This is a genomic window from Halobaculum marinum (genome assembly GCF_029338555.1).
Taxonomy (GTDB): domain Archaea; phylum Halobacteriota; class Halobacteria; order Halobacteriales; family Haloferacaceae; genus Halobaculum; species Halobaculum marinum.
This window is the reverse complement of the sequence record NZ_CP119989.1, coordinates 1,642,727-1,668,934: the sequence shown is the minus strand read 5'-3', so window position 1 is coordinate 1,668,934 and position 26,208 is coordinate 1,642,727. Positions and strand designations below refer to the sequence as shown.

Genomic DNA, 26,208 nt, shown 5'->3' with positions numbered 1-26,208 from the left:
CCGGCGGATAAAGCTCGCCGCATGTGAGGTCGTCACACCGACACCGTTTTTCCTGAGCAATCGCCCATCTCGGACAGTGAACGTTCGCGGTCCCCTCCTCGACGTCGGCGAGGTCCGGCAGGTGAGCACGCGCTACGGCGAGCGCGACCTCGCCGAGTTGACTGTGCGGCCCGACAGGGGAGCGGGCGACCCCGTCACCGTCACCCTCTGGGGGAAGTGGACCCACACCGCCGAACACGCCGAGGAGGGGATGGAACTGCTCGTCACCGACGCCGAGCGCGACGACTACGGCGACCGCGAGGGGTACACCACCTCCCAAGACTCGTACGTCGTCCTCGAACCCGACTTCCTCGTCGACGTGACCGACATCCGCTCGTGGGTGCAGTGCCCGCGGATGTACTACCTGAACAAGCTCTCGGGCATCCCGCTCAACTACCCCGTCGTCAAGGGGACGGTCGTCCACGAGGTGTTCGGCGACCTCCTGCGCGGCGTCGACCTGGAGGACTCCATCGACGACCGCGTCGCGGAGGCCGGCCTCGAACTCGGCCTCCTCGGGATGGAGCGCGACGAGGTGGCCGACGAGGTGCGCCGCAACGCCGCCGCCATCGAGGGGTGGCTGAGCCAGGGCCGTCTGTCGGCTGCCGACGACGACGGGGCCACCGGCTCCGACGCCGGCACCACCACACTCGGCGACTGGGACGACGCTGGCGACGACGCCGCCGACTGGGACGGCGGCCCCGACGAGACGGAGTGGCGCTCGGAGTACACGCTCATCTCGCCGACCTTCGGCGTGAAGGGGCGCGCCGACGCGCTCCGGCGCGGCCAGCCGGTCGAACTGAAGACCGGGAAGAACCTCAAGCGCGAACCCCGGTTCCAGGACAAGGTGCAGGCGGCCTGCTACGCGCTCCTCTTGCGCGAGCGCGGCGTCGAAGTCGACACCGGGACGCTCCTGTACACGAAGAACACGGCGCTGGACCGCGGGGAGGAGTCGGGCGACCTCTCGCCCGCGAAGGAGTTCTCCGTGGGGAAGGGGTTCCTCGACTTCGTCGTCCGCCAGCGCAACGAGATTGCGGCCACCGAGTACGACATGTCGGTGCCGACCGGGTACGAGGCTGACGCCAAGTGCGAGTACTGCTTCGAGCAGGACACCTGCATGGTCGTGTCGGGTCGCCTCGATCAGGAGTCGAAGGCCGGGCAGATCGGACAGGCGCTCCCCGAGGAGGAACGGACGTACTTCGAGGAGACGTACCGCGCGCTGGAGGAGGAGCGCCGCGAGACGCACGCCGAGTACCGGAAGCTGTGGGAGCAGACCGCCGGCGAGCGCGCCGCGGACGACCGCGCGCTGATCGACCTCACGCCCGTCTCCCAGGAACCGATCGGCGACGGCCGGTGGCGACTCACCGCGCGCAAGGAGTCCGACGCCGTCTCGAAGCTCCGTGAGGGCGACGTGGCGCTCGCCTCCGACGGCGACCCGGCGTCGGGGCACGCGGAACTCGGGCGCATCCAGAAGCTGGGCGACGAGGTCGTCGTCGAGACGGACGAGCCGGTCGAACTCCGGCGCCTCGACGTGTACCCCTCCGAGCTATCGGTGTCGCGGATGCACACCGCCGTCCACGACTTCGTGCTGAAGGGCGACCCCGAGCGCAAGGACGTGCTGTTCGGGCGGCGCGACCCGGCGTTCGCGGACGGCACCGAGGCGTTCATCGACAACAACGACGCGCAGAACGCGGCGGTGAACCGCGCGGTGAACGCTGAGGACTTCGCGCTCGTCCACGGGCCGCCCGGGACGGGCAAGACGTACACCATCGCCCGCATCGTGCAGGAACTCGTCGACCGCGGGAACCGCGTCCTGCTGTCGGCGTTCACGAACCGCGCCGTCGACAACGCGCTCGAAGCGCTCCGCGAGCAGGGAATCGAGGACAGCGTCGCGCCGAAGGCGCGACGAGACGGAGGCGGCGAGGCCGCCGGAGTGCTCCGGGTCGGGACGGAAACGGGCGTTCGCGGCGACATGCAGGACCTCCGCCTCGTGACGCGTGGCGAGCCGAACGACCGCGCGGCGACACTGAACACCGCGCCGGTCGTCGCCGCGACGACCTCCTCGTGTGGCTCGCGGACGATGCGCGAGCAGGAGTTCGACGTCGCCGTCGTCGACGAGGCGTCACAGCTCACCGAACCGGGCACCCTCGCGGCGGTGAACCTCGCCGACCGGTTCGTCCTCGTCGGCGACCACGAACAGCTCCCGCCGGTCGTGCGCGCCGAAAACCGCCTGCAGGAGTCGCTGTTCCAGCGGCTCATCGAGGACCACCCCGACGCGGGCGTGATGCTCGACCGGCAGTACCGCATGAGCCAGCGTATCCAGGCGTTCTCCTCGCGGGAGTTCTACGACGGGAAGCTCCGCCCCGCGACCCCCGAGGTGGCGGGCCAGACGCTCGCGGATCTGGGCGTCGACACCGCGGACCTGCCGCCCGAGTTGGGCGACGGCGTGTGCTTCGTGGACCCCGACGGGCGGCGGGAGGGCAACGCGAACCCGGTCGAGGCCGACCGCGTGGCCGAGGTGGTCGACGCGTACGTCGCCGCTGGCGTCGACCCCGACGACATCGGGGTGATCGCGCCGTTCCGCGCGCAGGTCGCCGAGATCGGCCGCCGGACGGACGTGACCGTCGACACGGTCGACCGCTTCCAGGGGTCGAGCAAAGAGGTGATCGTCGTCTCGTTCGTCGCGACGGGCGACCTCTCCTCGCCCATCTTCGAGGACACCCGCCGCGTCAACGTCGCGTTGACGCGGGCGAAGAAGGCGCTGTGTCTGGTCGGCGACGCCGACGCACTCGCCTCGGAGCCGTTCTACGCGCGGATGCTCGAGTGGGCGCGGCGCTGACCGGGGCACCCGAAGCGCCCGCGCCCGACCGGAGCTTTTTGCTCGCTGCCGGCCACCTGCGTCACATGAGCGACGACGAGTACGACCTCCCGTTCGGCGCGGGAACCCTGACGGTGTCCCTGCCGGACTGCGAGGTCGACGTGGCCGTCCCGGCGGGCGGCGAACCGGTCGACCCGCGCGCGGCCGCCGAGGCAGCCCTCGACGACCCGCACGGCCCCCCGATCGACGAGATCGTCGACGCTGGCGACGACGTGTGTCTCGTCGTCACGGACGTGACGCGCGCCACCCCCGACGAGGCGCTCGTGGCCGCGATGGTCGAGCGACTCCCCGTCGAACGCGACCGGATCACCATCGTCCTCGGTCTGGGCTTGCACCGCCCGATGACCGACGACGAGATCGAAGCCGGCCTCGGCGAGTTCGCCGACCTCGCACGGAACCACGACCCCGACGCGACCGTCGAGGTGGGGACGGTCGACGGCGTCTCCATCCGCGTGAACCCCTCGGTCGCCGACGCAGACACCGTCCTCGCGACTGGCATGGTCGAACCGCACCAGTACGCCGGGTTCTCCGGCGGCGCGAAGACCGTCGTCATCGGCGCGGGCGCAGAGCCGGTGATCCGCCACACGCACGGCCCCGACCTCCTCGCAGAGCCGGGCGTCAGACTGGGCCGCATCGACGACAACCCGTTCCGGGAGTTCATCGACCGCGCCGGCGACCTCGCGGGACCGGACTTCTGCGTCAACGTCACCCACGGGCCAGCGGGCATCCTCGGCGCCGCCGCCGGCGACCCGCGCGCCGTGGTCCGTGACCTCGCCGAGACGGCGCGCGAGGCGCTGTCGGTGACGGTGACCGGGGAGTACGACGCGGTGCTCGGCGGTGTCGCGGCGCCGAAAGACGCGAACCTCTACCAGACGAGTCGCGCGGCCACGTACGTCCTCCTCGGCGCGAACAACCCCGTGCGTGCGGGCGGACGGGTCGTGCTCCCGGCGCGACTCCCCGAGGGCGCCGGGGAGGGGAGAGGCGAGAAGCGCTTCTACGACCGCCTGTCGTCGGGCGCGTCCGCCGACGCCGTGTTCGAAGAGATGCGCGAGGGGTACGAACCGGGCGCCCAGCGGGCGTTCGTCCTCGCACGGGCGCTTCGCGATCACGAGGTGTGGATCACGAACAGCGAGCACCCCGAGGTCGTCGAGGACTGCCTCATGCACGCCGCCGACTCACCCGAGGAGGCGATCGAACCCGGGAGCCGGGTGTTGGTCGTCCCCGACGCGCTGAGCACGCTCCTCGTGTGAGTTAGCTGTCCGACGCCCCACCGCGCCCCTCGGCGTCGTCGCCGTCGTCTCCGTCTCGACGCTCACCCGCCGCGGAGCCGTTGGACTCCGTCACGACGGGGTCGGCCCACTCGAACGTCCGGTCGCCGGTGCGCTCGTCCGCTGCCTGTCCGTTCCCCGCGGTCGACTCCTCGGTGGTGTCGGTGGTGTCGGTGGTGTCGGTGGTGTCGTCTGTGCCGGCGGCCGCATGGGTCGCCGCCCGCTCAGCGGCTATCCGCCCGCGGCGCAGGGCCGCGCGACGCCGCCGGGTGGACAGATTCGACCGGAGTCGGTCGAGCAACTCCTCGCGGAGCGCGTCCGCCTCGGCGGCGTCGATGTCGTGGGCGGTAGCGTCGCCGCCCATCAGTCGGGAGGACGACGCCGAGTCGCCGACGACCGACGCGAGGTCCCGCCGGCGCTGGAACGGCGTGCGCGAGACGAACACCGTCTGGAGCCGGAAGTACGGCACCAGTCGGGTGTGACGGCGGAGCACCCCCGTCCGGGTGACGAAGCCGTCGTCGACGGTCGCGTAGCCGCGGTTCGCCCACGTCAGGTGCCCCGCGAGCGGGGCGAGGAGGACGCCCACGAGCGGGAGGTACGGGAGGTACGACGGGAGGCCGAACGCGAAGCGGTCGACGCCGACGGCGACCGCGGTGACCGCCAGCGCCGTCAGCGCGTAGCGAGCGACGTAGCGACGCCGTGCGCGCCGGGGCGGTCGCTCGACGACCGTATCGCCGAACGCGTCGTCGAGGTCCGCCTCCGTCGTCCACGTCGTGGCGTCGCCCTCCAGCGTCGCCCGGAGGTCGTCCGCGAGCGCGACGACTCGCTCGCGGGTGTCGAGCGGCACAGCCGTCTCGGCACCGCCGTCGTCACCGTTCGACCCGGGGGAGGAACCGGCGGTGTCGACGGTGAGGCTCGCGTAGCCGAGACGGCGCATCGCGACGTTCTCGGACACGGTGACCGTCTGCACCTTCGACAGCGGGACGGTGCCGCTGTAGCGACCGAGCAGGCCACGCTCGTAGCGCAACTCGTCGCCGACGCGTTCCAGCCGGAAGCCGTAGTAGCGCACGAACGTCAACACGGCGCTCACCACCCACACGACGAGCAGGAACGACCCGACGGCGAGGGTACCGAGGTACAGCAGGTCGGCCATCCCGAGTGAGGGCACGTCCGCCGGGCCCACGTCCACGTCAACGATGCCGGCGCGCACGAGCAGTCGGACGCCGTCGACGATCACGTCGTCGAAGATGCTCGCACCGACGAACGGCGCGAGCACTGCGCCGGGCCGGAACGACACCGCACACAGCGTCGCGAAGCGCCGGCCGGTGAGTTCGTACAGCGTCTCGCGGTCCTCGGTGGAGACCGCTCGGCCGCTGGTCACGTCGCCGCGCTCGGTCGCGCCCTCGCCGGGTGCCTCGCCAGCCTGTCGGGCCGCGCGTGCGGCCCGGCCGCTGGCGCCGAGGTCTTCGCGCAGTCGTTCTGCGGTGTCGACGGCGACGGCGTCCAACGTCGCCTCGGTCGCGCCGCCGCCAGCCGTCTCCACACGCACCGTCGCCAGTCCGAGCGCCCGCTGGAGGACGCTGCGGCGCACGTCGACGTTCTGGATGCGGTGGAGCGGGATCTCACGCTCCTGTCGCGAGAGGACACCCGAACGCACCACCAGGTGCTCCGGGAGCACCTCGTACTCGAAGCGGTACCAGCGGATGCCCGCCACCCCGGCGCCGACGAGGAAGGCGACGGGGGCGAGCGCGAGCGCCGCCGGGTCGAACCCGCCGCTCATCCCGCCGAACGCCGTGCTCGCGAACAGCGCGAACACGGCGAGTTGGCCCCCCGAGCGGAGGGCGCTCACGGCCGCCGACAGCGGGTGGAGACGGACCATCAGACCGCGTCGAACTCCGACTCCGTCGCGAGTTCGCGCAGTCGCTCGCGCAGTTCACCGGCCCGCGTGGGGGTGAGGCCGGGGATCGTGATGTCGGCGCCGCGCGACCCTGCGGTGTACACGACGACCGACGCCAGTCCGAGCGTGCGCTCCAGGGGCCCGCGGCGAGTGTCGACGTGTTGGACCCTGACGTACGGGACGGAGGTGTCGACGCGGGTGAAGACGCCGCGGACGATGTACAGCGAGTCGTCGCGCACCTCGAAGCGCCAGACGCGGTAGCGGTAGACGGCGGCGACCAGTCCGAGCGCCACGACGAGCGTCGCGACGCCGACCGCGGCGGCGAGCGGCACCGGCGCGCCGATCCGGACGGCGACGACGCCGACGCCCACGATGATCGCGCCCGGGACGAACGCCCCCAGCAGCCACGCGAGGCGGACGCGGGGGTTGAGCGACTCCATGCACTCGCCTACGGGTGCCGGGGGTAAACTCTGTGGGGTCGTCGCCGTCGGGGCGGCTGGTTACTCGGCTCCGGTCGGGTCCGTCGCGTCCGCGAGCACACCACGACTGGCGTCGTCGCCGACCGCCTCCATCACGCGGGCGTGGAACTCCGCGAGCACGGCGTCCTCGTCCTCGGCGAGCACCACGTCGCTGGCCATCAGCGTCGCCAAGCCGAACGCCCGTGGCGACGGCGTGTCCACCTCGTGTTCGACCACCGCGAGGTCGCCCGCCTGCACCGCCGCGAGCACCTCGCGGAGTCCGGCGACGTTCAGTTTGTCCTCCACGATCTCGCGGTACGTCTCCTCCAACACGGCGAAGGAGTCGAGGCCCTCGGCGAAGGAGATGAGCATCTCCGAGGACACCTGCTGTTGGGCGGCGGACTTCTCGTACCCCTTGTAGCGCTTGAGGATCATCAGCGACCGCGTCGCGTTGATCCGGAAGTAGCGCTTCAACAGGTCGGTCCCCTGGAGCGCCGCCCGCAGGTCCGGGTACACGTCGTCGGGGTCGATGTCGGCGAGCACGTCCGCTACGTCCACCTTCCGGTTCAGCGGCATCGAGACGGTGAAGCCGTTGTCGGCGACCGCAACCTGGACGTTCGTGTTCGCCCGCCGCGAGCAGCGGTACGCGACCAGCCGCGACAGGCCGTCGTTGAACTCCCGGCCGTAGTTGCTGTGGACGTGGTAGTGCCGGCGGTACTCCGCGCGGTCGAGCACCTGCTCGACGACGAGTCGGTCGTGGGTGGAGACGCCCTCGGACCCGAGGTAGCGCCGCTGTTCGTCGAACATCCGCGTGATAGCGCGCACGGAGTTCTCGTCGAGCGGGAGGCCGCGGAGCCACCGCCGCGCGGTCGCGGGGCCGCCGCTCGACAGTCGGTCGAGCACCTCGCCCTGGAAGTCGAGTATCTCCCGGCCCAGATCGTAGCTAAGCGGGAGGCGCTCGGAGAACCACGAGGGGACGGTGGGGCGGTCGCTCGAGGGGTCGACGTACACCTTCGACCCGCGGCGGTAGCTGAACTGGTAGGTGGCGCCGCCCAACTGGAACACGTCGCCCTTCTCCAGCGTGTCCAGGTACTCCTCGTCGAGTTGGCCGACCCACTCGTCGCTGCCGCGCACGAACACGTCGATGGTGAACGAGTCGGGGATGGTGCCGAGGTTCGTCATGTAGATGACGCGCGCCATCCGCCCGCGCTTGCCGATCAGCGGTTCGCCGACGTCGAACTCCTCGTAGTGGAACTCGCCGTCGGGGGCGTCGTTCGTGTCGCGCCACACCTTCGCGTACACGTTCTTCTCCTCCATCCCCTCGTAGCCGGCCGTGAGATAGCGCATGAGCTGTTCCCAGTCGGCGTCGGTGTAGTTCCGGTACGGGTACGCAGACCGGAGCGTGTCGAGTACGTCGGCCTCCCGCTTCACCGAGTTGATCGCCATCCCGTACACCTGTTGGGCGGCGACGTCCTGGGCGTTCTCGGGGACGAACACGCGGTCGACGAACCCCTCTTCGGCCTTCTGGAGCATCACCGCACACTCCACTAACTCGTCGCGGTCGAGCGCGATCACCCGCCCCTCGACGGTCTGGCCGAGTTGGTGGCCCGCACGGCCGACGCGCTGGAGGAGTGAGGCGACCGACTTCGGCGACCCGACCTGCACGACGAGGTCGATGTGGGGCATGTCGATGCCCAGTTCCAGCGAGGTCGAGGTCGTCACCACGTCCACGTCGCCCGACTTCAGTTGCTCTTCGATCGCCTCGCGGTGCTCCTTCGACATCGACCCGTGGTGACAGCCGGAGTCGGTGTCGTCGTAGCCGAAGCGCTCGCGGAGGTTCGTCAGCACCCGCTCGGCGCCCGACCGGGTGTTCGTGAACACGAGCGTGTTCTCGTGGCCGTCGATCAACTCGTGGAGGCGGTCGTAGAAGCGCTCGTTCACCACGTCCCGTGGCGTGTCGATCAGGTCGTCCGTCGGGCACTCCAGCCGGAGGTCGAACTCGCGGACGAAGCGGGTGTCGACTATCTCGTACTCGCGCGGCTCCCAGTCGCCGGCGCCAGCCTCGGAGTCGTACTCGCCGTCTCGCGGGTCGCTTCGCTCCCCGCTCGCCGATCCCGAGCCGCTCCGCGGCTCGCCGCCGACGAGGAACTCGGCCATCGTCGTGAGCGGCTCGACGGTCGCCGAACAGCCGATCCGCGTCGGCGACGACTCGCACATGCGTTCGAGCCGCTCCAGCGACACCGCCAGGTGGGTGCCGCGCTTGTTCTCCGCCAGCGAGTGGATCTCGTCGACGACGACGTACTCGACGGAGCGGAGTTTCTCCTTGAACTTCGGGGAGTTGAGCAGGATCGCGAGCGTCTCCGGCGTCGTGTTGAGGACGTGCGGCGTCTCCTCCAGCATCTTCCGGCGCTCGCTGTCGGGCGTGTCGCCGTGGCGGATCGCCTGCCGCACAGCCGTCTCGTGCCCCCGGTCGGCGAGGTTCTCCGAGATGCCAGCGATCGGCTCCGCGAGGTTGCGGGTGATGTCGTTGGCGAGCGACTTCAGCGGGGAGACGTACAGACAATAGACGGCGTTGTCGAGGCCCTCCGCCTGTTCGCGCTCGCGGCGGAACAGGTCGTTGAGGATCGCGGTGAACGCCGAGAGGGTCTTCCCCGACCCCGTCGGCGAACAGACGAGCGCGTTCTCCCCTTCGTCGATGAGCGGGATCGCTTCGCGCTGCGGTGGCGTGAAGAAGCCGCCGTTGCCGCCGACGAACGCGCCGAACTCCTCGACCCACCACTCGCGCACGCTGGGTTCGAGGCGGTCGAGCACGTCGGCGTCGGCGATGTCGACGGTCGCGGGGTCGAAGTCGTACTCGGCGTCCGTCGCCGCGAGCAGGTCCCGACCCTCGGTCATTGGGATCGCGAGGGGCCGCGCGGGTAAGTGGGTTGTGGGGGTCAGACCCCGCCGGCCACGGGGACGGGCGGCGGTCGCGAGTGGAGGGCCGGAACCGCAACCGCTTCCCGGCGCGACACGGACCACCGAGTATGCGCGTCACGTTCCTCGGAACCGGGTCGGCGATGCCCGTCGCCGACCGCGTCCAGACCGGCCTGCTCGTCGAGGCCGCCCCGGGCGACCGACGCCCCCTGCTGGTCGACTGCGGCGCGGGGATCCTCCACCGCCTCTCCCAGACCGACCCCGGCTACGAGGCCGTCTCGACGGTCCTGCTCACGCACCACCACCTCGACCACGTCGCCGACCTCCTCCCGCTGTTGAAGGCGCGGTGGCTCGCGGGGGAAGAACGGCTCACCGTCGTCGGCCCCGCCGGGACGAAGGCGCTGATCGACGACCTGCTGTCGGTCGGGGAGTTCGAGTACCTCGACGGTCGCGTCGACGTGAGCGTCCGCGAGGTCCACCCCGAGACGACGTTCTCGGTGGCCGGCCTCGACGTGGAGGCATACGAGACGCGCCACTCGAAGCCGTGTCTCGCCTACCGGTTCGCCGACCGTGGGGCAGACGACGACGGCGACCTCGCGGAGGGCACCGACGGCGGCGACAGCGAGGACGACGCCACCGGCGGCGACTTCGTGTTCTCGGGCGACTCCGAGGCGTTCGCAGGGCTGGCGAACTTCGCCGACGGCGCCCGCGTGCTCGCCCACGACTGCTCGTTCCCCGACGAGGTGGACGTGGACAACCACCCGACGCCGACGCAGTTAGGGGAGGCCCTCGCGGGCGTCGACGTCGACCGGGTGTACCTCACGCACCTGTACCCACACACCGAAGGCGAGCACGAGGCGATGATCGAGTCGGTGCGGCGCCACTTCGACGGCGACGTGCGCGTCGCTCGCGACGGCCTCCGGTTCGAACTGTGAGCGGTGACGGGGCGGCCCGACCGGCGCCCCTCTGGAGCGGCGCGTGAACCGCGACGCCGGCGGGTTCCTCGCGCTCGCGGCGCTGTGGGGGACCGCGTTCGTCGCGACCAAAGCGGCGCTCGCCGACTTTCCACCCGTCCTGTTGGCGGCGCTCCGATTCGACGTCGCCGCGGCGACGCTCCTCGTCGTCGCGGTCGCGTCCGGTCGCCGACTCCGACCGGCGGGGGTGGGCGACCTCGCGCCCATCCTCGCGGGCGGGGCGTTCTCCATCGGTCTCCACCACGCGCTGTTGTTCACCGGCCAGCAGTACGTCTCCAGCGCCGTCGCCGCCACGCTCCTCGGTCTGATCCCCGTGCTCACGCCCGTCGCCGCTCGCGGGCTCCGCCCCGACGACCGAATCGACGCCGTCGGCGCGGTGGGGCTCCTGGTCGGGTTCGGTGGGCTGGTGCTCATCGCCGACCCGGACCCGGAGCGGGTCCGCGCACTGGTCGCACTCCTCGACGGTGGGTCGACCTCCGCCGAATCGGTCGGTTCCGGCGCCGCGCTCGGGACGCTGTTCGTGTTCGGCTCCGCCGTCGCGTGGGTCGCCGGCGCGGTCACGACGCGAGAGGACGACGCGACGCTCGGCCCGCTCGCGCTCCAAGCGTGGATGGCCGCGGTCGGCGCCCTCCTGCTCCACGTCGCCGCCGGCGCCCTCGGACAGAATCCGCTCGCTATCGACCCCTCCCGAGCGGGCATCGCGTGGTTGCTGTACCTCGCGGTGGTCCCCGGCGCAGGCGGCTTCCTGCTGTACTTCCGCCTGCTCGACCGCCTCGGCCCGATCCGCGCGGGACTGTTGGAGTACGCCATCCCGCCGTTTGCGGCGCTGTTTGGCTTCCTCGTGCTCGGGGAGACACTCGCCGGGCGGACGATACAGGGGTTCGCGTGTGTCCTCGTGGCGTTCGTGCTCGTCCAGCGTGAGCCGATTCGGGCGGCGCTGCGCCGGCGATTCGACTGATCGGCCGGCCTACCCGATCCGCGTGCCCACGTCGTCGCCGGCGAGGAAGCCCGCGACCGCCTCGGGGCCGAACACGTACGCCGGCGAACCCAGCGCCAGCAGTTCCCGCACCTTGGCGGCCATACCGCCAGTCACGTCGGTCGCGTCGCTGACGCCGAGCACGTCGGCGACGGCGTCGAAGTCGTCGATGTGGGGGATCACCGCGTCGTCGTCGTCGAGCACGCCCGGCACCGTCGAGCAGAGGCCGACGCGGTCGGCGTCGAGCGCGGTCGCCAGTTCCGTCACCAACTCGTCGCCCGAGAGGACGGTGACCCCCTCGCCCGCGTGGACGACGCCGTCGCCGTGGAGGACGGGGACGAACCCCTCGTCGACCATCGTGGCAACCTGTTCGGTCATCAGCGTCAACTCGCCGTCGGCGTCCCGTTTCGCCGTAGAGAACGGGTGGACCGGCACCGCGGGCACGTCCTCGGCGTGGAGTCGCGAGAGCACGAAGCGGTTGAGCGTCGTCATCGCGCCGTGGACGTCCATCACGCCGCGCACGTCGTGGATGCCTTCGGTCGTGCTCACACCGTGTTCTGCGGCGTGGTGGTGGCCGAACGACCCGCCGCCGTGGACGATCACGAGGTCGTCGACGTCGGCCGCCGCGACCGCCGCCGCCAGCGCCGCGAGCGTCTCCCCGTCGAGCGTCTCCGGGCGGTCCTTCTCGGTGATCACCGAGCCGCCGAGTTTGAGTACGGTCGTCATCTACGGCTCCTCCACGCGCACGCCCTCGGTCGCCAACTCCGCGCGGAACGCCTGCTCGCACTCGGCGGTGTAGCCGAGTGCGAACTCCGTCTCGTCGGTCGGGTCAAGTGCGACCGTACAGCCGCCGCCGCCGGCGCCGGTGAGCTTCGCCCCGTGCGCGCCCGCCTCGCGGGCGGCCCACACCATCGCGTCCAGGGAGCCGGAGGACACGCCCAGTGCCTCCAGCAGACCGTGGTTGAAGTTCATCAGCTCGCCGAGGTCGTCCAACAGGTCCTCGGACGGCTCCTCGTTGGGGTCGGCGGCTGCGAGGAGGCGCTCGCCCTCGCGGGTCAGGTCACCGACCGTCTCGACCGTGTCGGCGGCGAACTCGTGTTCCTCGCGGAGGGCGCGCACGCCCGCGACGAGTTGGCCGGTGTCGCCGGCGCCGCCGTCGTAGCCGACGACGAACGGGAGCGGCGGCGCGTCGATGGTGCGGGTGTCGTCGCCCTCGACCCTGACGGCGCCACCCATCGCCGAGCAGAACGTGTCCGCGCGCGACGCCTGCCCGTCTTGGACCTCGAACTCCGCCTCGTAGGCGCGACGAGCGACCTCCTCCGGGTCGAGTTCGGTGCCCAGCGCGCGGGTTGCCGCGTCGATGCCGGCGACTACGACCGCCGCCGACGAGCCCAGCCCCGCGCCCAGCGGGATGTCGGACTGGACGGTGATGTCGAAGCCGGCGTCGGGTGCCTCTGCGGCCTCGCGTGCCTGGTCCACGGCGGCCTCGATGTACTCCATGGCCGCTTCGAGCAGCGGTGCGGGCACGTCCACGTCAGGTCTGTCGTCGATGCTCCCGCCCCACGTCACGGTGAAGCCGTCGAGCGAGAGGTCCGCCGCGTCGACGCGAACGCGTCCGTCCTCGCGCGGTTCGACGGTCACCCGGGCGCGGCGCTCCACCGCGCAGGGAACCGCCGGTTCGCCGTAGACGACCGCGTGCTCGCCGAAGAGGTACACCTTCCCCGGCGCGCTACTGGTGGTCATACTCGGATGGGACCACCGCGCCCCTAACAGCCTTTCCGACTCCTCGTGACGGACGCGCCGAGCGGGATGACCGGTAGTTTTATTCCGGTCGATTTCGCGTTCATCCACGTGATGCCGGGGCGGTGCGCGTGTTCGCGCGCCGACGCCCGCATCACGAGTCCACCGCGAGGCCGGCCGGCGGGGAAAGAGGACGCACCGTCGTGACGACCGCGTCGTAGCCGGCCGGGCTCGCGGCTCTCACCCCGCAGTATAGTATCTTATCTGATATCCAGGGGGGTGGAATTATACTGGTCGCAGTGATACGGTGTAGCATGAGTTCGACGACATCACCGGATCCAGCGCCGAGCGTGGACCGCAGTCCCGACGGGACGCTGCTCCGGGTCGAACTCGTCGGCGAGTTCGGCGTGCCGGACGTCGTGCGCTGTATGGCGCGCGCCCGCCACGTCGCCGAGCAGTGTGACTCCCACTTCGACGTCATCGTCGACGTCCGCGAGTTCGACGCTCGCGGGAGCGCCCTCGCGGCGCTCGGCGAGTGGGAGACGTTCCTCCGGATGGCCGGCGCCGACGCCGTCGTGCGCGTCGGCGAGGGATCGGCCGTCGGCGGGGCCGACCGCCGGGCCGCCTCCATCGACGAGGCCGAGGCCATGCTCTCGCGCTGACGAGTCACCGACCGACACGAACCCTGGGGAGGGAGTCGTCGCCGCCGTCGCGAGCGGTGCGACCGGCCGTGATGCCACCAGCCACAGCGCCGGCGTGGGGTCAGACCCGGCGCAGCCGCTGGCGCGTGTGAAGACAAAGGAGTGATCGAAGGTCAGCCGCCGGCTTACAGCTCGGCCTCGAAGTCCTCGAGGGCGTAGCCGGGTTCGGCGCCGCGGCGGTCGAGCGTCTCGTTGGCGAGCAGCCAGTAGACGACCGACAGGGCACGGCGACCCTTGTTGTTCGTCGGGATGACGAGGTCGACGTTGCTCACCTGGTTGTTCGAGTCACACATCGCGATGACGGGGATGCCGACCGTGATGGCCTCCTTCACCGCCTGTGCGTCGCCGATGGGGTCGGTGACGACCACGACGTCCGGCTCGATGTAGCCGGCGTACTCGGGGTTCGTCAGCGTCCCCGGGATGAAGCGCCCGGTGCGGGCGCGCGCGCCGATGGCGTCGGCGAACTTCTCGGCGGGGAAGCGACCGTACTGGCGCGAGGAGGTGACGAGCACCTGCTCGGGGTCGTAGTTCGCCAGGAACGACGCCGCCGTCCGGATCCGACCGTCCGTCTGGCTCACGTCGAGCACGTACAGACCGTCGTCGCGGACGCGGTGGATGAACCGCTCCATGTCCTTCGTCTTCTGCTGGGTCCCGATGTGGACGCCGGCAGAGAGGTAGTCTTCGACGGGGATGAGGAGGTCGGCCTCCTCGTCCGGCATCACGTCGTCGTCGAAGCGCGGACCTGCGTCCGCCTCCTCCTCCTCGGCGTCGGCGGCCTCGTCGGCCACCTCCTCGGTCTCCGTCGGCTGTTCTTCTGTCTCGTCGGGCGACTCCTCGGCCGCGGCGGTCTCTTCGACCTCCTCCTCGGCGTCGGCCGCCTCTTCGGTGTCGTTCTCGCTTTCGCTCATACTGCCTCCTCCGCGATGCGGATGAGTTCGTTCAGCTTTGCGGTGCGCTCGCCGCCGACCGTCCCCGTCTTGATGAACGAGGCGTCGGTCGCCACGGCGAGGTGTGCGATGGTCGTGTCCTCGGTCTCGCCCGAGCGGTGGGAGACGACCGCGTCCAGCCCGTTGCGCTGGGCCAGTTCCACGGCGTCGAACGCGTCCGACAGCGTCCCGATCTGGTTCGGCTTGATCAGGATGCTGTTGGCCGCGCCCTCGTCGATGCCTCGCGAGAGGCGCTCGACGTTGGTGACGAACAGGTCGTCGCCGCAGATCAGCGTGCGGTCGCCGACCCGTTCGGTCAACTCGGCGAAGCCGTCGTAGTCGTCCTCGTCGAGCGGGTCCTCGACGTACGCGAGGTCGTACTCGTCGACCAACTCGGCCATGTAGTCGACCTGCTCGTCGGGCGTCCGCTCGTCGTCGCCGTAGCGGTAGACGCCGGCGTCGGCGTCGTACAGCTCCGAGGCGGCCACGTCGAGACCGAACTTGATCTCGAAGCCGACCGCCTCGGCGACGCGCTCGGTCGCCTCCTCGACGATGTCGAACGCCTCGCTGTCGTCGACGGCGGGCGCCCACGCGCCCTCGTCGCCCTTCGCGGCGGGGATGCCGCGGTCGGCGAGGATGTCGGCGACTGCCGCGTGCACCTCCGCGTTGGCGAAGACGGCCTCCGCCACCGAGGGGGCGCCCACGGGCGCCGAGAGGAACTCCTGGATGTGCGTCGCGTCGGCGGCGTGCTCGCCGCCACCCACGACGTTCCCCAGCGGAACCGGGAACGTGCGGTCCGCGTCGCGGAAGGTGCCGCCGAGGTGCTGGAACAGCGGTGCGCCCAGCACGTCGGCGCCGGCCTTCGACGCCGCCATCGAGATGGCGACGGCGCTGTTGGCGCCGATCTCCGAGAAGTCCTCGGTGCCGTCGGCGGCGTGCAGCGCCGCGTCGACGTCGCGCTGGTTGCCCGCGTGGACCGAGCCGACGAGGCGCGGCACCGCGTGCTCGCGGGCCTTCGCGATCGCCTCTTTGGGCGGCAGCTCGATCGCCTCGTACTCGCCGGTGGACGCCCCGGAGGGCGCCGCCGCGCGGCCGAAGCCGCCCGACTCGGTGAGTACGTCGGCCTCGACCGTCGGGTTGCCCCGCGAGTCGAGGACGCGACGAAGCGACACGGACTCGATGCGTGTCATCTACTTGCCCTCCCGCCGGACGGTGAACGGCAACACGCCGGCGTCGTACTCCTCGGCCGCGATGAGGATCGGCTCGGACTGGTCGCTGTCGACGAGCACCGGCGCACCGTACGCCAACTGCAGTGCTCGCGCGCCCAGGATGCGGGCCTTCTCATACCGGTTGTACTGTAGGTTCCCGCTCATTGGTAGGGGGAGACGACGTCGACCAGGTCGGTGTGGCTCACCATCATCCGCCGGCAGCAGTGGCGGTTGACGCCCAACTCGTCGAGGACCTCTGCGGGGTCCTCCTCGCCCTCGCGGGCGCGGGCTTTGAACTCCTCCCAGTGTTCACCGATGACGTTTCCGCACGTGAAACACCGGACAGGGATCATCATGGGTGGACCACCTCAGCGGTACGACTTCTGGTAGCGAGCACGCGCGCCGGGCCCGCCCCACTTCTTGGGTTCACTCTGCCGGGAGTCGTTGACCAGCAGGGAGCGGTCGAACTCCATGAACGCGTCGCGGAGTTCGGCGTCGTTGCGGTGCTGCACGAGGCCGCGAGCGATGGCGGTGCGGACTGCGTCCGCCTGGCCAGCGAAGCCGCCGCCGTTGACGCTGACGTCGACGTCGACCTCCGAGCGGAGGTCCTCGCCGGCGACGCGGAACGGCTCCAGCATCTTCAGGCGGGCCATCTCCGGTTCGACCAGCTCGACGGGCTGGGAGTCGATACGCACGCGCCCTTCGCCGTCGGTGACGGTCGCACGGGCGACTGCGGTCTTCTTCTTTCCGGACGTGTTCGTTACCATGTGACGTTGGCCCCCAGGTCCTCGGCGATGTCGCCGAGGGTGGTGAACTTGATGTTCGACAGTCGGTCGAGCGAGGTGCCCTCGAGGACCTCCGGTTCGGGAGCGTCCTCGTCGGGCGAGACGGTCTCGGACTCGAACGGGTTGCCGACGTACACGCGGACGTTCTCGAACGCCTCGCGACCCTTCGTGGTCTTGTACGGCAGCATCCCGCGGACGGACCGCTTGAAGATGCGGTCCGGCCGCTTCGGGTAGTACGGTCCCGAGTCGGAGCCGAGGTTGGCGCGCGTACGGAACTTCTCCATCGTGAACTCGGTGTTACCCGTGATCACGGCGCGCTCGGCGTTGACGATCGCGACGCGCTCGCCGTCGAGCGCGCGCTGTGCGACCTGCGACGCGACGCGACCCATGATGGCGTCGCGTCCGTCGACGACCACGTCGGCCTCGAACTCTGCGAGACTCATCGGATCACCCGGACGTCGGTCCCTTCGGGGTTGTTCGACAGCGCTTCTTCCAGCCGGACGGCCTCGCCAGCCTGTTCGATCTTCGTCTCGGCGGTTCCGGAGAAGTCGACGGCGGCGACGGTCACGTCCTTACGGAGCACGCCCGAGCCGAGCACCTTGCCCGGCACGACGACGGTCTCGTCCTCGTTTGCGTACCGCTCGATGCGGCCGAGGTTGACCTCCGCGTGCGTGCGCCGCGGCTTTTCGAGCCGGTCGGCGACGTCCTGCCAGACGTTGGCATCGGACGACCGCGCGACCGACTTCAGTTCGGCGATGAGGTTCTGAAGTCTCGGATTAGTCTTGCTACTACTCATACGGGTACCTCCTGAGTGGGAGTTGTCGGGTCGGTCGTGGACCGACTCGAAGTGAGAGAACGGGAATGCAGGGGGCAGGATTTGAACCTGCGAACCCCTAAAGGACAGCGCCCTGAACGCTGCGCCGTTGGCCAGACTGGGCTACCCCTGCTCGCGTCCCGTCGTTTGCCGTCCCACCGGATAACCCCTTCGGTCGGCCCCGTCCGTGTGACACGGTGGCAGCGATTCCGCTGGCCGGTCGGAAGCGCCGTGGGGGCGGACGTTCGGGGGGTGTGGGACGGATTCATTGGTCTGCTTAAACTGCGACCTTCTCAGCTAATTCGTCCGCGCGGTCGCGAAGCGACTGGACCGCACGGAGGGTGAGTTCGTCCACGGGCAGCGAGCCGTCGGATTCGATGTGGAACACGAACGCGTTCGGCACGTCGGTGACCTCGAGCTCCTTGCCCGGGTACCGGTTCGTGAGGTCGGCGCCGAACTCGTCGGTGTTGACGAGCTCGCCGTCCTCGGTCTCGATGACGCCGCGGAGGATGTTCGGCTCCTCCTCGTCGAACTCGTCGGCGTCGCCGACGACCTCCACGCGCTGCAGGTGGCGGTAGCCGACGGCCACGCCACCTTGGTGCTTGGCGTGTTCCTTGCCCGAGTCGAGCACCGCGTCGGCCTCGAACTCCAGGCGCTGTCCCTCCTTCAGCTCGATGATGGGAACGTTCTCGTCGGCGGGCTGGACCAGCTCGTCGGACGTCTCGATGTCGCCCGAGTACGCGGTCGCCGGCCCCTCGACGTCGAGCGCGAGGGTGACGGTGTCGCCCACCTCGTAGTCGTCCAGCGGCGTCGTCAGCGGGACGAGCCCCAGCCGGAGCCCGACCATCTCGTCGAACATCACCGACGAGTTCTCGACGAACCGAACAGTGTCGATCGAGAACGTCGGCACTTCCGACAGCATCGTCCGGCGCAGGCCGTTCGCGACCGCGGGGGTGACCCCGCGGACGAGCAGGCGTGCAGACCGGTCGTCTCGGGTGACTACCTCGACGTCGAAGTCGTCTGCCATGGATTACAGTCGGTTCTTCTTGGGCGCTCGCGTCCCGTCGTGCGGGATCGGGGTCACGTCTTCGATGCGACCGATCTCGATCCCGGCACGGGCGAGCGCGCGGATGGTCGGCTGCGCGCCCGGCCCGGGGGACTTCTGGGCGTTGCCACCGGGACCGCGGATGCGGACGTGGACGCCCTCGATACCCTGCGCCTTGAGCTGCTCGGCGACGCCCTCGGCCATCTGCATGGCCGCGTACGGCGACGCCTCGTCGCGGTTCTGCTTCACCACGGCGCCGCCCGAGGACTTGTACAGCGTCTCGGCCCCCGTGATGTCGGTGACCGTGATGAGGGTGTTGTTGAACGACGCGAACACGTTGGCGATGGCCCAGCGGCCCTCGCCCTGATTCTCTGCTTCACTCATTTACTGACCCTCCGCGCGTTCCGGGTGGAGTTCGTCGGCGAGCGGGCTGATCTCGTCGAAGTCGACGAGGTCCTCCTCGACCGTCTCGACCTTGTACGAGGGGCGGGTGACGCGGGCGTCCCCGACGACCACGTGGCCGTGGAGGATGAACTGCCGCGCCTGCTTCGGCGAGTTGCCGACGCCCTTGCGGTAGGCGACCGTCTGGAGTCGCCGTTCGAGCACGTCCGTCACGTCGAGCGACAGGACGTCTGTGATCGACTCGCTGTCGGCGAGGATGCCGAGGCGCTGGAGCCGCGCGACGAAGTCGGCGCCGGCCTCGTTGGCGGCGTCGACGTCGCCCTGCGCGTCGCCGATGAGGCGTCGCGCCTCGCGGCGGTAGCGACGCAGCTCCGACTGTGCGCGCCACAGCTCCTCTTTGTTCTTCAGGCCGTAGCGGGAGAGCAGGTCCGACTCCTCGTCGATGCGCTCGCCCTGGTACGGGTGGTTCGGCGTCTCGTAGCGCTTGGTGGAGGTTCCGGTGCTCATTCGTCGTCACCCGCGGCTTCTTCCTCAGCCTGCTCTTCGCGGATCTCCTCGACGTTGACCCCGATGGTGCCCTCGGTACGACCCGTGGACTTGGTCCGCTGTCCGCGAACCTTCTGGCCCCGCTTGTGGCGGATGCCCTTGTAGGAGTCAATCATCTTCATCCGGTTGATGTCGTGGCGGCGCTTCTCGTTGAGGTCCGAGCCAACGATGTGGGCGGTCTCGCCGGTGAAGAAGTCCTTCTGCCGGTTGACCATCCACTCGGGCACGTGCTCCGAGAAGTTCTCGACGACGTCGACGACGCTGTCGATGTCGTCCTGATCGAGGCGACCGAACGTGGCAGTTCGATCCACGTCGGCGGCCTCGGCCACCAGGCGCGCCGTGCGCTGGCCGATGCCGTTCATGTCACTGAGGCTGCGCTCGACGGTCTTCGTCCCGTCAAGGTCGGTCTGACCGATTCGGACGAAGTACTGGAGGTCGTCGTCCTCCTCCTCCGCGTCGGGCGCGTTCTCTGGTTCTTCTGCACTCATGTCTTGGTGTGTGGTCAGCGTTGCGGCGGGGATTCGAACCCCGGAGGCTTGCGCCACTGAGTTAGCAACCCAGCGCCTTGGGCCAGGCTTGGCTACCGCAACACCGTGTGCTGTATCGTCGCCTCGCAGCCAACTCGGCTCCGGACTCGGGACCCGATGCCCCTACAGTGTCTGCGTTCGGTGTAACTCGGAGGCCGTACTTAAACGTCACGAAAGGGTCGGTGGGCGTGTGAGCGCGTCACGACCGTGTGAACGACCGACACAGGGGCTCCGGGGTCGACAGGGATCGGTGGCAGCCGCTCCGACTCCCGTCAGGCCGACGCCACGTCTGTGAACGCGAACCGGGCTCCACCGCTGGGCGACTCGTCGACCGACACCGTCCAGCCGTGTGCGGCGGCGATCTCGCGGACGATGCTCAGGCCGAACCCCGTGCCGTCGTCACGACTGGTGTGCCCGTGATCGAACACCACCTCCCGGTCGGCCTCCGGGATCCCGGGGCCGTCGTCGTCGACCGCGAAGCCGCCGGGGGTCGCCGTCACCGAGACGGTCACCGCGTCGCCGCCGTGGTCGACGGCGTTGCGAAAGAGGTTCTCGAAGAGCTGGACGAGCCGACTCTCGTCGGCGCGGACGGTGGGCAGGGCTGCCGTCTCGAGCGTCGCGTCAGCTGTCTCGGCGGTCTCCCACGCCTCCCGTGCCACGTCGGCGAGGTCGACCGCTTCGGGCTCTTGGACGACCCGGCCGCTGCGGGCCATCGTCAGCACGTCCGAGATGATGCGGTCCATGCGCTCGTGGGCGCGCACCGCCTTCTCGAGGTGCTCGCTGTCGCACTCCTCGGTGGCCATCTCCGCCTGGCCCTTCGCGACCGCCAGCGGGTTGCGCAGGTCGTGGCTCACGATGGCGGCGAACTCCTCCAAGCGGTCGTTCTGTCGCCGGAGGTCCTCCTCGACCATCTGCCGCTCTAGCGCCGACGACACCCACTCTGCCATCAGGTCGATCAGCGTGACCTGCCAGTCGGCGAACGCCTCGCTCCGCGAGGCCGTATCGTAGAAGCAGAACGTCCCGTACACCTCGCCGTCGACGACCACCGGGGCGCCGACGTAACAGCTGATGCCGTGCTTAGCGAAGCCGTCTCGCCTCGCCAACTCCGGATCTTCGGTGGGGATGTCCTTGAGCGCCAGCGACTCCTCGGACACCACGACGCGCTCGCAGTTCGTCGCCGAGAGGTCGACGGTGTCGCCGACGGTGAACGAGTCGTCCGGAGCACGCACCACCTCGAACACGTACTCGTCGTCGCGGATCCGCGAGAGGGTGCCGTACGCCGTCCCGAGGACGTCCTGGCCGACCGCCAACAGCGTGTCGACGCGCTCCTCGAACGACAGATCCGGATCCGAGACGGCCTCGGTGATGCGTCGCAGCGACTCCTCGCGGGCGCGTAACGTCTCTTCCTTGCGGTGCTCCTCGGTCACGTCGCGGACGGTCGCCGTCAGGCCGTCCGCGCCCGGGTACGCGCGTATCTGGAACCACGTGTCGCTCGGTTCGTAGTACTCCTCGACTTCGAGGGGGTCGCCGGTCTCCATCGCCTCGATAAGTCGTCTGTGGAACGGCGTGCCGACGGCCTCGGGCAGCAGCGTCCACAATTCCCGCCCCAGCAGACCGACATCCTCGTCGTCGAGGTCTGCCGTCTGCACGAACAACTCCGTCGCCCGCTCGTTGAGGTAGACGAACCGCCACTCCTCGTCGACCGCGTAGAAGCCGTCCGTGAGGCGGTCGAGGAACGCCGGATCCAGGTCCCCCGGCCACTGGTCGGCGGCCGCCGGACCGTCCTCGGATTCCTCGATGTTAGTCATACCAGACCCCGGGAGACGCACCGACCTAAAGCGTTCCCCGCTTCCGTGGCTCTGTCGCGGGGAAACCGCCCACCTCGCGACTCTCGTGCCGTCGACTCGGCGCCGCTCACACGTCTGGCCAGCGCTCGATGTACACCGTCTCGTCGGTGTAGAACCGCACGGCGTCGTCGCCCTGTGCGTGCAGGTCGCCGAAGAATGAGTCCTTGTCGCCACCGAAGTGGAAGAACGCCATCGCCGCCGCGGTGCCGACGTTGACGCCGACGTTCCCCGCGTCCACCTCCAGCCGGAACTGCCGCGCCTCGCCGCCGTCCCGGGTGAACAGCGACGCCGCGTTGCCGAACTGCGAGCGGTTCACCAGCGACACGGCGTCGTCGAAGTCCTCCGCGCGGATCAGCGCGAGTACCGGGCCGAATATCTCCTCGCGGGCGACCGTCGCGTCGGGGTCGACGTCGCCGAACACGGTCGGCCCGAGGTGGTAGCCCGACTCGGGCACGTCGCGCTCGCGCCCGTCGAGCAGCACCTCGGCGCCCTCCTCGACGCCCGCTTCGACGTACTCCAGCACCGTGTCGCGGTGCGGCCCCGACACGAGCGGCCCCATGTCAGTCTGCTCGTCGAGCCCGGGGCCGACCTCCATCGCCTCTGCTTCCGCCACCAGCAGCTCCGCGAACTCGTCGTACACCGCGTCCTCCACCACCGCGACGGGGTTCGCGAGACAGCGCTGGCCGGCGTTGGCGAACGCCGAGGAACACGTCTGCTCGGCGGCGAACTGCAGGTCCGCGTTGGCGCTCACGACGACGTGGTTCTTCGCGCCGCCCTGCGCCTGCACGCGCTTGCCCGCGCCCGCGGCGGTCTCGTACACGTGCTTCGCGATGGGCGTCGACCCGACGAACGACACCGCCTCGATGCCGTCGTGGGTGATCAGTCGGTTCACCGTGTCTGGACCGCCGTGGACGACGTTGACGACGCCGTCCGGGAAGCCCGCCTCGTCGACGAGCGCGGCGATCCGGTCGGCGGTGAACGGGTCGCGCTCGCTCGGCTTCAGGACGAACGTGTTGCCGGTGGCGACGGCGTACGGGAGGAACCACAGCGGGATCATCGCGGGGAAGTTGAACGGCGTCACCGCGACGACGGTGCCGAGCGGCTGGCGAACCGCCGTCTCGTCGATACCCGGCGCGGCGTGCGGGAGGTGCCCCGCCTGCATCATCGTCGGGATGCCGCAGGCAACCTCGACGTTCTCGATGCCGCGTCTGATCTCGCCCATCGCCTCCGCCTTCGTCTTCCCGTGTTCGGTGACGAGCACCTCCGCGAGCGACTCCTGGTGCTCCTCCAGCAGCGCCTTCAGTCGGAACAGCGGCTGGATGCGCTCCTCGACGGCGGTCGTCGACCACGACTCGAACGCCTCGTTGGCCAGCGCGACCGCCTCGTCCTCGTCGGCGGCCGACGAGAAGCCGACCGACCCGATCTGTTCGCCCGTCGCGGGGTTCACGACCGCGCCGGACTCGTCGCCGGTCGTCTCGCGCCACTCGCCGCCGACGTAGTTGTGCGCCACCTCGCCGTCCGTGATCCCGTCAACCATGGCGATCGATCACGTACCCCGTGGTAAGTACCTACCGTTGGCGGTAGCCGACGCTGGGAGAGTGGGCGTGCGGGCGGAACGAAGCAGCGAACGGTGGGTAGTCGCGGGGACTACGGGTGCGCGTAGAACGCGACGAGTTCGTCGTCGGCCTCGCCGTCGAAGCGGGCGAAGCCGACGCGCTCGAACTGGACGAGGTCGTCGACGTCGTAGTCGGCGTACCCCGGTTCGGCGTAGCCGACCACGTCGCCGTCCATCGTGCGGAGACGGACGCGGACGTGCTCGTCGTCGCCGGCGCCGACCCAGTGGACCACCGGGACGTTCTCCTCGCGCACGAGGTCGATGTCGGTGCCGACCCACGCGAGCGTGTCACCCTCGCGGCGGAGACACCCGTACCCCTTCAACCAGACGCGCTCGCCGTCGGCGGGCGCGTCGTCCGCCTCCAGCAGGACGCCCTCGCTCGCGGGCACGTCGCGGTCGCCGCGCTCCTCGTGGTTGGGGTGCAGCGGCGGGTTGCCCTCCTCTGGCACGTCGCCCCCGAGCGCGAACTCCGCGACCGGCCCGGTCGGCAGGCGGTCGCGCCCCTCGGCGTCGGAGTCGGCGGCGTCGCGCACGAGGAACCGGCGGTCGGTGTCGTCGTCGATCAGGTCGCGGTTGTTGGCGTAGATGCTCGACATCGCGAGGTCGACGTTGCTCGTCGACACGCCCAGATCGACCATCGCGTCGACGATGGCCTCGCCGCGAATCCCGCGGCGCTTGACCGACGCGAGCGTCGGCGCGCGCGGGTCGTCCCACCCGGTCAACTCGCCGGCGTCGACCTTCTCTTTGATCGTGGAGGTGGACATCGGCACGTCGTAGGCGTCGATCTGGACGTGGCCCCAGTGGACGACCTCGGGGTACTCCCAGCCGAAGTAGTCGTACACGAACCGCTGGCGCTTGGCGGAGTCCTGGAGGTCGATGCCGCGGATGATGTGGGTGACATTCGTGAGGTGGTCGTCGATACCCGACTGGAAGTCGAGCATCGGCCACGCGCGGTACTCCGCGGCCTCCTCGCGCGGGTGCGGGGTGTCGACCATCCGGAACGCGACGAAGTCGCGCAGCGCGGGGTTCTTGTGCTCAATGTCGGTCTTCACGCGGAGCACCATCTCGCCGTCGGAGTAGTCGCCGTCGACCATCGCCTCGAACTCCTCGCGCACCGTCTCGACGGACTTGTCGCGGTGCTCACACGGCTCGGCGTCGGCCTTGAGGCTGCGGAAGTGCTCGGCGGGGCACGAGCAGGTGTAGGCGCCGCCCTTCTCGATGAGGTCGCGCGCGTGGTCGTAGTACGTCTCCACGCGGTCGCTCGCCTTCAGCACCTCGTCGGGTTCGAAGCCGAGGTAGCCGATGGCGTCGATAATCTCGTCGTAGGCGTCCAGGTCCGGTCGCTTCGTCTCGGGGTCGGTGTCGTCGAACCGGCAGAGCATCCACCCGTCGTACAGTTCCTTGTACGTCCCGATGACGGCGGGCATCCGGGCGGAGCCGAGGTGCCACGGGCCGTTCGGGTTCGGCGCGAGGCGCATCCGGATCTCGTCGTACTCGTCGGCGTTCGGGAGGTCCGGCAGCACCTGGTCGTCCTCCTCGTCTTCGGCCTCCAACTCCTCGACGAGTTCGGGGTCGAGTTCGAACAGGCGCTCGCGACGCTCGTCGTCGTCGAGCCCGCTCACCTCTGCGGCGACGGGGGCGACGACACCCGGAATCTCGTCGCCGTGCTGTCGGAACTCGGGGTTCTCGCCCATCAGCGGGCCCATGATGGCGCCCACATCCGGGTCGGAGCCGTGCTTCAGGGCGTTGTAGAGGGCGTGCTTCTCCGCCTCGGCGCGCACGCGCTCCCTGAGGTCGTCGTCCATTACCGCGGGATTCTCCGTGCGGCCCCAAAACGCGTCCGGATCCGACCCACGACTTCCGACGAGGCGGTCGCTCGGTAGGCAACTAATGACCGTGATGGCGGGGGAGGTCGTCGGACCCGATCCCCCAGAGCCGACTCCCCCGCGTCGCGGCCGAGATCAGGCGTCCGTTCGCACAGCCGAAATCGTGCGTCGGCACACCCGGGTAGGGGCGTTCGACGCCTAGCGTGTGACCGACATATATACGTCGACCGTTCACGTGAGTTCATCGGTCAGTCAGCCGCCAGGACGGCGGTAATCGTGGCCTACTCGACGGCGACCCACACCGGGTTTCATGTGCTCGCCGGTGGACCGGGGTCCAATGCCCCAGTTCTACGAGGATGTCACGGTGGGGAACGTCGAGACGTACGGCGAGTACGCGGTCTCTCGCGAGGAGGTGCTCCGCTTCGCCGAGCAGTACGACCCGCAGTGGTTCCACGTCGACCCCGAGCGCGCCGAGCACGAGTCCCCGTACGGCGGCGTGATCGCGTCTGGGTGGCACACCGCGGCGATGACGATGCGCATGCTCGTCGACGGCCACCTCGCCGAGGCGGCGACCGTGGGCGCGAAGGGGGTCGACGACCTGCGTTGGCGCGTCCCGGTCCGCCCCGGCGACACGCTCCGCATCGAGAACGAGGTGCTGGAGAAGGTGCCGGAGCGTCCAGAGCGCGGGCTGATCCGGGCGCGGACGCGGACGTTCAACCAGGACGACGAGGAGGTGTTCTCGATGATCGGGAACGTGATGTACCTCCGTCGGGACCCCGACCCGGTGGCCGCAGACGACGAGTCGGACGATCAGGAGTGAGTC

At 69.9% G+C, this 26,208-nt stretch carries 25 protein-coding genes and 2 tRNA genes; 6 read left to right on the top strand and 21 right to left on the bottom strand.

Annotation, left to right across the window (positions count from 1 at the left end; genetic code table 11):
• Positions 1–76: 76 nt before the first annotated feature.
• Both P0R32_RS08610 and P0R32_RS08605 read left to right on the top strand, forming a co-directional pair.
• Positions 77–2,875, top strand: a complete 2,799-nt coding sequence (locus tag P0R32_RS08610; protein ID WP_276236549.1) for an AAA domain-containing protein — start codon at positions 77–79, stop codon at positions 2,873–2,875.
• 65 nt (positions 2,876–2,940) lie between these two features.
• A complete protein-coding gene (locus P0R32_RS08605) occupies positions 2,941–4,164 on the top strand; it encodes a lactate racemase domain-containing protein (protein WP_276236548.1) in 1,224 nt (407 codons plus the stop codon).
• A gap of 1 nt (position 4,165) precedes the next feature.
• Here the strand turns inward: P0R32_RS08605 and P0R32_RS08600 are convergent, their stop codons facing one another.
• Genes P0R32_RS08600 through P0R32_RS08590 form a run of 3 tightly spaced genes read right to left on the bottom strand, consistent with a single transcriptional unit; the run spans position 4,166 to position 9,432 of the window.
• Positions 4,166–6,061 (bottom strand): PH domain-containing protein, encoded by a 1,896-nt coding sequence (locus P0R32_RS08600; protein WP_276236547.1) that lies wholly within the window; start codon positions 6,059–6,061, stop codon positions 4,166–4,168.
• The gene (locus P0R32_RS08595; RefSeq protein ID WP_276236546.1) at positions 6,061–6,519 is read right to left on the bottom strand and encodes a PH domain-containing protein; all 459 of its coding nucleotides are present in this window, start codon (positions 6,517–6,519) and stop codon (positions 6,061–6,063) included. The genes P0R32_RS08600 and P0R32_RS08595 overlap by 1 nt, the downstream gene beginning before the upstream one ends.
• A 60-nt stretch (positions 6,520–6,579) precedes the next feature.
• Positions 6,580–9,432 carry an ATP-dependent helicase gene (locus P0R32_RS08590; protein WP_276236545.1) on the bottom strand — a complete coding sequence of 951 codons (2,853 nt, stop codon included), beginning with the start codon at positions 9,430–9,432 and terminating at the stop codon, positions 6,580–6,582.
• Between the two features lie 131 nt (positions 9,433–9,563).
• On the opposite strand from P0R32_RS08590, the gene P0R32_RS08585 reads away from it, so the two are divergent.
• Complete coding sequence (locus P0R32_RS08585) at positions 9,564–10,388, top strand: MBL fold metallo-hydrolase (RefSeq protein ID WP_276236544.1); 825 nt, start codon at positions 9,564–9,566, stop codon at positions 10,386–10,388.
• A 43-nt stretch (positions 10,389–10,431) separates the two neighbouring features.
• Complete coding sequence (locus tag P0R32_RS08580; RefSeq protein WP_276236543.1) at positions 10,432–11,385, top strand: DMT family transporter; 954 nt, start codon at positions 10,432–10,434, stop codon at positions 11,383–11,385.
• Between the two features lie 9 nt (positions 11,386–11,394).
• Here the strand turns inward: P0R32_RS08580 and P0R32_RS08575 are convergent, their stop codons facing one another.
• Positions 11,395–12,129 (bottom strand): isopentenyl phosphate kinase, encoded by a 735-nt coding sequence (locus P0R32_RS08575; protein WP_276236542.1) that lies wholly within the window; start codon positions 12,127–12,129, stop codon positions 11,395–11,397.
• The gene (gene mvk, locus P0R32_RS08570) at positions 12,130–13,146 is read right to left on the bottom strand and encodes a mevalonate kinase (RefSeq protein ID WP_276236541.1); all 1,017 of its coding nucleotides are present in this window, start codon (positions 13,144–13,146) and stop codon (positions 12,130–12,132) included.
• Between the two features lie 311 nt (positions 13,147–13,457).
• Here mvk and P0R32_RS08565 point away from each other — a divergent pair, with 311 nt between their 5' ends.
• Entirely contained in the window at positions 13,458–13,805 is a 348-nt protein-coding gene (locus P0R32_RS08565; protein WP_276236540.1) for a hypothetical protein, read from the top strand.
• Positions 13,806–13,969: 164 nt separating this feature from the next.
• On the opposite strand, the gene rpsB is transcribed toward P0R32_RS08565, so the two are convergent.
• The 16 genes from rpsB to P0R32_RS08485 form a co-directional block, all read right to left on the bottom strand.
• Positions 13,970–14,752, bottom strand: coding sequence for a 30S ribosomal protein S2 (gene rpsB / locus P0R32_RS08560; protein ID WP_276236539.1), 783 nt, complete (start codon positions 14,750–14,752; stop codon positions 13,970–13,972).
• Complete coding sequence (gene eno / locus P0R32_RS08555; protein WP_276236538.1) at positions 14,749–15,960, bottom strand: phosphopyruvate hydratase; 1,212 nt, start codon at positions 15,958–15,960, stop codon at positions 14,749–14,751. The genes rpsB and eno overlap by 4 nt, the downstream gene beginning before the upstream one ends.
• Entirely contained in the window at positions 15,961–16,143 is a 183-nt protein-coding gene (locus P0R32_RS08550) for a DNA-directed RNA polymerase subunit K (protein ID WP_276236537.1), read from the bottom strand.
• Complete coding sequence (locus tag P0R32_RS08545; RefSeq protein ID WP_276236536.1) at positions 16,140–16,334, bottom strand: DNA-directed RNA polymerase subunit N; 195 nt, start codon at positions 16,332–16,334, stop codon at positions 16,140–16,142. Before P0R32_RS08545 ends, P0R32_RS08550 begins: the two co-directional genes overlap by 4 nt.
• 12 nt (positions 16,335–16,346) lie before the next feature.
• Complete coding sequence (locus P0R32_RS08540; RefSeq protein ID WP_276236535.1) at positions 16,347–16,745, bottom strand: 30S ribosomal protein S9; 399 nt, start codon at positions 16,743–16,745, stop codon at positions 16,347–16,349.
• Positions 16,739–17,206: a 50S ribosomal protein L13 gene (locus P0R32_RS08535; RefSeq protein WP_276236534.1), complete on the bottom strand. Its 468-nt coding sequence runs from the start codon at positions 17,204–17,206 to the stop codon at positions 16,739–16,741. Before P0R32_RS08535 ends, P0R32_RS08540 begins: the two co-directional genes overlap by 7 nt.
• Positions 17,203–17,559, bottom strand: a complete 357-nt coding sequence (locus P0R32_RS08530; RefSeq protein ID WP_276236533.1) for a 50S ribosomal protein L18e — start codon at positions 17,557–17,559, stop codon at positions 17,203–17,205. Before P0R32_RS08530 ends, P0R32_RS08535 begins: the two co-directional genes overlap by 4 nt.
• Before the next feature lie 66 nt (positions 17,560–17,625).
• Positions 17,626–17,710, bottom strand: a tRNA-Leu gene (locus tag P0R32_RS08525).
• 144 nt (positions 17,711–17,854) lie between these two features.
• Positions 17,855–18,604 carry a DNA-directed RNA polymerase subunit D gene (locus tag P0R32_RS08520; RefSeq protein ID WP_276236532.1) on the bottom strand — a complete coding sequence of 250 codons (750 nt, stop codon included), beginning with the start codon at positions 18,602–18,604 and terminating at the stop codon, positions 17,855–17,857.
• A gap of 3 nt (positions 18,605–18,607) precedes the next feature.
• Positions 18,608–19,006, bottom strand: coding sequence for a 30S ribosomal protein S11 (locus tag P0R32_RS08515; protein ID WP_276236531.1), 399 nt, complete (start codon positions 19,004–19,006; stop codon positions 18,608–18,610).
• Entirely contained in the window at positions 19,007–19,531 is a 525-nt protein-coding gene (locus tag P0R32_RS08510; protein ID WP_276236530.1) for a 30S ribosomal protein S4, read from the bottom strand.
• Positions 19,528–20,058, bottom strand: coding sequence for a 30S ribosomal protein S13 (locus P0R32_RS08505; RefSeq protein WP_276236528.1), 531 nt, complete (start codon positions 20,056–20,058; stop codon positions 19,528–19,530). Before P0R32_RS08505 ends, P0R32_RS08510 begins: the two co-directional genes overlap by 4 nt.
• A gap of 18 nt (positions 20,059–20,076) precedes the next feature.
• Positions 20,077–20,160: transfer RNA gene (locus tag P0R32_RS08500), tRNA-Ser, on the bottom strand.
• A 209-nt stretch (positions 20,161–20,369) separates the two neighbouring features.
• Positions 20,370–21,905 (bottom strand): sensor histidine kinase, encoded by a 1,536-nt coding sequence (locus P0R32_RS08495; RefSeq protein ID WP_276236526.1) that lies wholly within the window; start codon positions 21,903–21,905, stop codon positions 20,370–20,372.
• Positions 21,906–22,011: 106 nt separating this feature from the next.
• Entirely contained in the window at positions 22,012–23,481 is a 1,470-nt protein-coding gene (locus P0R32_RS08490; protein ID WP_276236525.1) for a CoA-acylating methylmalonate-semialdehyde dehydrogenase, read from the bottom strand.
• 110 nt (positions 23,482–23,591) lie between these two features.
• Entirely contained in the window at positions 23,592–25,364 is a 1,773-nt protein-coding gene (locus P0R32_RS08485; protein ID WP_276236524.1) for a glutamate--tRNA ligase, read from the bottom strand.
• A gap of 358 nt (positions 25,365–25,722) precedes the next feature.
• On the opposite strand from P0R32_RS08485, the gene P0R32_RS08480 reads away from it, so the two are divergent.
• The gene (locus P0R32_RS08480; RefSeq protein ID WP_276236522.1) at positions 25,723–26,205 is read left to right on the top strand and encodes a MaoC family dehydratase; all 483 of its coding nucleotides are present in this window, start codon (positions 25,723–25,725) and stop codon (positions 26,203–26,205) included.
• The last annotated feature ends 3 nt before the right edge of the window (positions 26,206–26,208 follow it).

What these genes read in the sequence shown, in the direction of transcription:
- P0R32_RS08575 (WP_276236542.1), bottom strand. Translation starts at nt 12,129, where the DNA reads ATGACGACCGTACTCAAACTCGGCGGCTCGGTGATCACCGAGAAGGAC.
- P0R32_RS08545 (WP_276236536.1), bottom strand. Translation starts at nt 16,334, where the DNA reads ATGATGATCCCTGTCCGGTGTTTCACGTGCGGAAACGTCATCGGTGAA.
- P0R32_RS08495 (WP_276236526.1), bottom strand. Translation starts at nt 21,905, where the DNA reads ATGACTAACATCGAGGAATCCGAGGACGGTCCGGCGGCCGCCGACCAG.
- P0R32_RS08540 (WP_276236535.1), bottom strand. Translation starts at nt 16,745, where the DNA reads ATGGTAACGAACACGTCCGGAAAGAAGAAGACCGCAGTCGCCCGTGCG.
- P0R32_RS08585 (WP_276236544.1), top strand. Translation starts at nt 9,564, where the DNA reads ATGCGCGTCACGTTCCTCGGAACCGGGTCGGCGATGCCCGTCGCCGAC.
- P0R32_RS08550 (WP_276236537.1), bottom strand. Translation starts at nt 16,143, where the DNA reads ATGAGCGGGAACCTACAGTACAACCGGTATGAGAAGGCCCGCATCCTG.
- rpsB (WP_276236539.1), bottom strand. Translation starts at nt 14,752, where the DNA reads ATGAGCGAAAGCGAGAACGACACCGAAGAGGCGGCCGACGCCGAGGAG.
- P0R32_RS08600 (WP_276236547.1), bottom strand. Translation starts at nt 6,061, where the DNA reads ATGGTCCGTCTCCACCCGCTGTCGGCGGCCGTGAGCGCCCTCCGCTCG.
- P0R32_RS08595 (WP_276236546.1), bottom strand. Translation starts at nt 6,519, where the DNA reads ATGGAGTCGCTCAACCCCCGCGTCCGCCTCGCGTGGCTGCTGGGGGCG.
- P0R32_RS08535 (WP_276236534.1), bottom strand. Translation starts at nt 17,206, where the DNA reads ATGAGTCTCGCAGAGTTCGAGGCCGACGTGGTCGTCGACGGACGCGAC.
- P0R32_RS08520 (WP_276236532.1), bottom strand. Translation starts at nt 18,604, where the DNA reads ATGGCAGACGACTTCGACGTCGAGGTAGTCACCCGAGACGACCGGTCT.
- P0R32_RS08485 (WP_276236524.1), bottom strand. Translation starts at nt 25,364, where the DNA reads ATGGACGACGACCTCAGGGAGCGCGTGCGCGCCGAGGCGGAGAAGCAC.
- P0R32_RS08510 (WP_276236530.1), bottom strand. Translation starts at nt 19,531, where the DNA reads ATGAGCACCGGAACCTCCACCAAGCGCTACGAGACGCCGAACCACCCG.
- mvk (WP_276236541.1), bottom strand. Translation starts at nt 13,146, where the DNA reads ATGACCACCAGTAGCGCGCCGGGGAAGGTGTACCTCTTCGGCGAGCAC.
- P0R32_RS08605 (WP_276236548.1), top strand. Translation starts at nt 2,941, where the DNA reads ATGAGCGACGACGAGTACGACCTCCCGTTCGGCGCGGGAACCCTGACG.
- P0R32_RS08480 (WP_276236522.1), top strand. Translation starts at nt 25,723, where the DNA reads ATGCCCCAGTTCTACGAGGATGTCACGGTGGGGAACGTCGAGACGTAC.
- eno (WP_276236538.1), bottom strand. Translation starts at nt 15,960, where the DNA reads ATGACACGCATCGAGTCCGTGTCGCTTCGTCGCGTCCTCGACTCGCGG.
- P0R32_RS08490 (WP_276236525.1), bottom strand. Translation starts at nt 23,481, where the DNA reads ATGGTTGACGGGATCACGGACGGCGAGGTGGCGCACAACTACGTCGGC.
- P0R32_RS08515 (WP_276236531.1), bottom strand. Translation starts at nt 19,006, where the DNA reads ATGAGTGAAGCAGAGAATCAGGGCGAGGGCCGCTGGGCCATCGCCAAC.
- P0R32_RS08590 (WP_276236545.1), bottom strand. Translation starts at nt 9,432, where the DNA reads ATGACCGAGGGTCGGGACCTGCTCGCGGCGACGGACGCCGAGTACGAC.
- P0R32_RS08505 (WP_276236528.1), bottom strand. Translation starts at nt 20,058, where the DNA reads ATGAGTGCAGAAGAACCAGAGAACGCGCCCGACGCGGAGGAGGAGGAC.
- P0R32_RS08565 (WP_276236540.1), top strand. Translation starts at nt 13,458, where the DNA reads ATGAGTTCGACGACATCACCGGATCCAGCGCCGAGCGTGGACCGCAGT.
- P0R32_RS08530 (WP_276236533.1), bottom strand. Translation starts at nt 17,559, where the DNA reads ATGAGTAGTAGCAAGACTAATCCGAGACTTCAGAACCTCATCGCCGAA.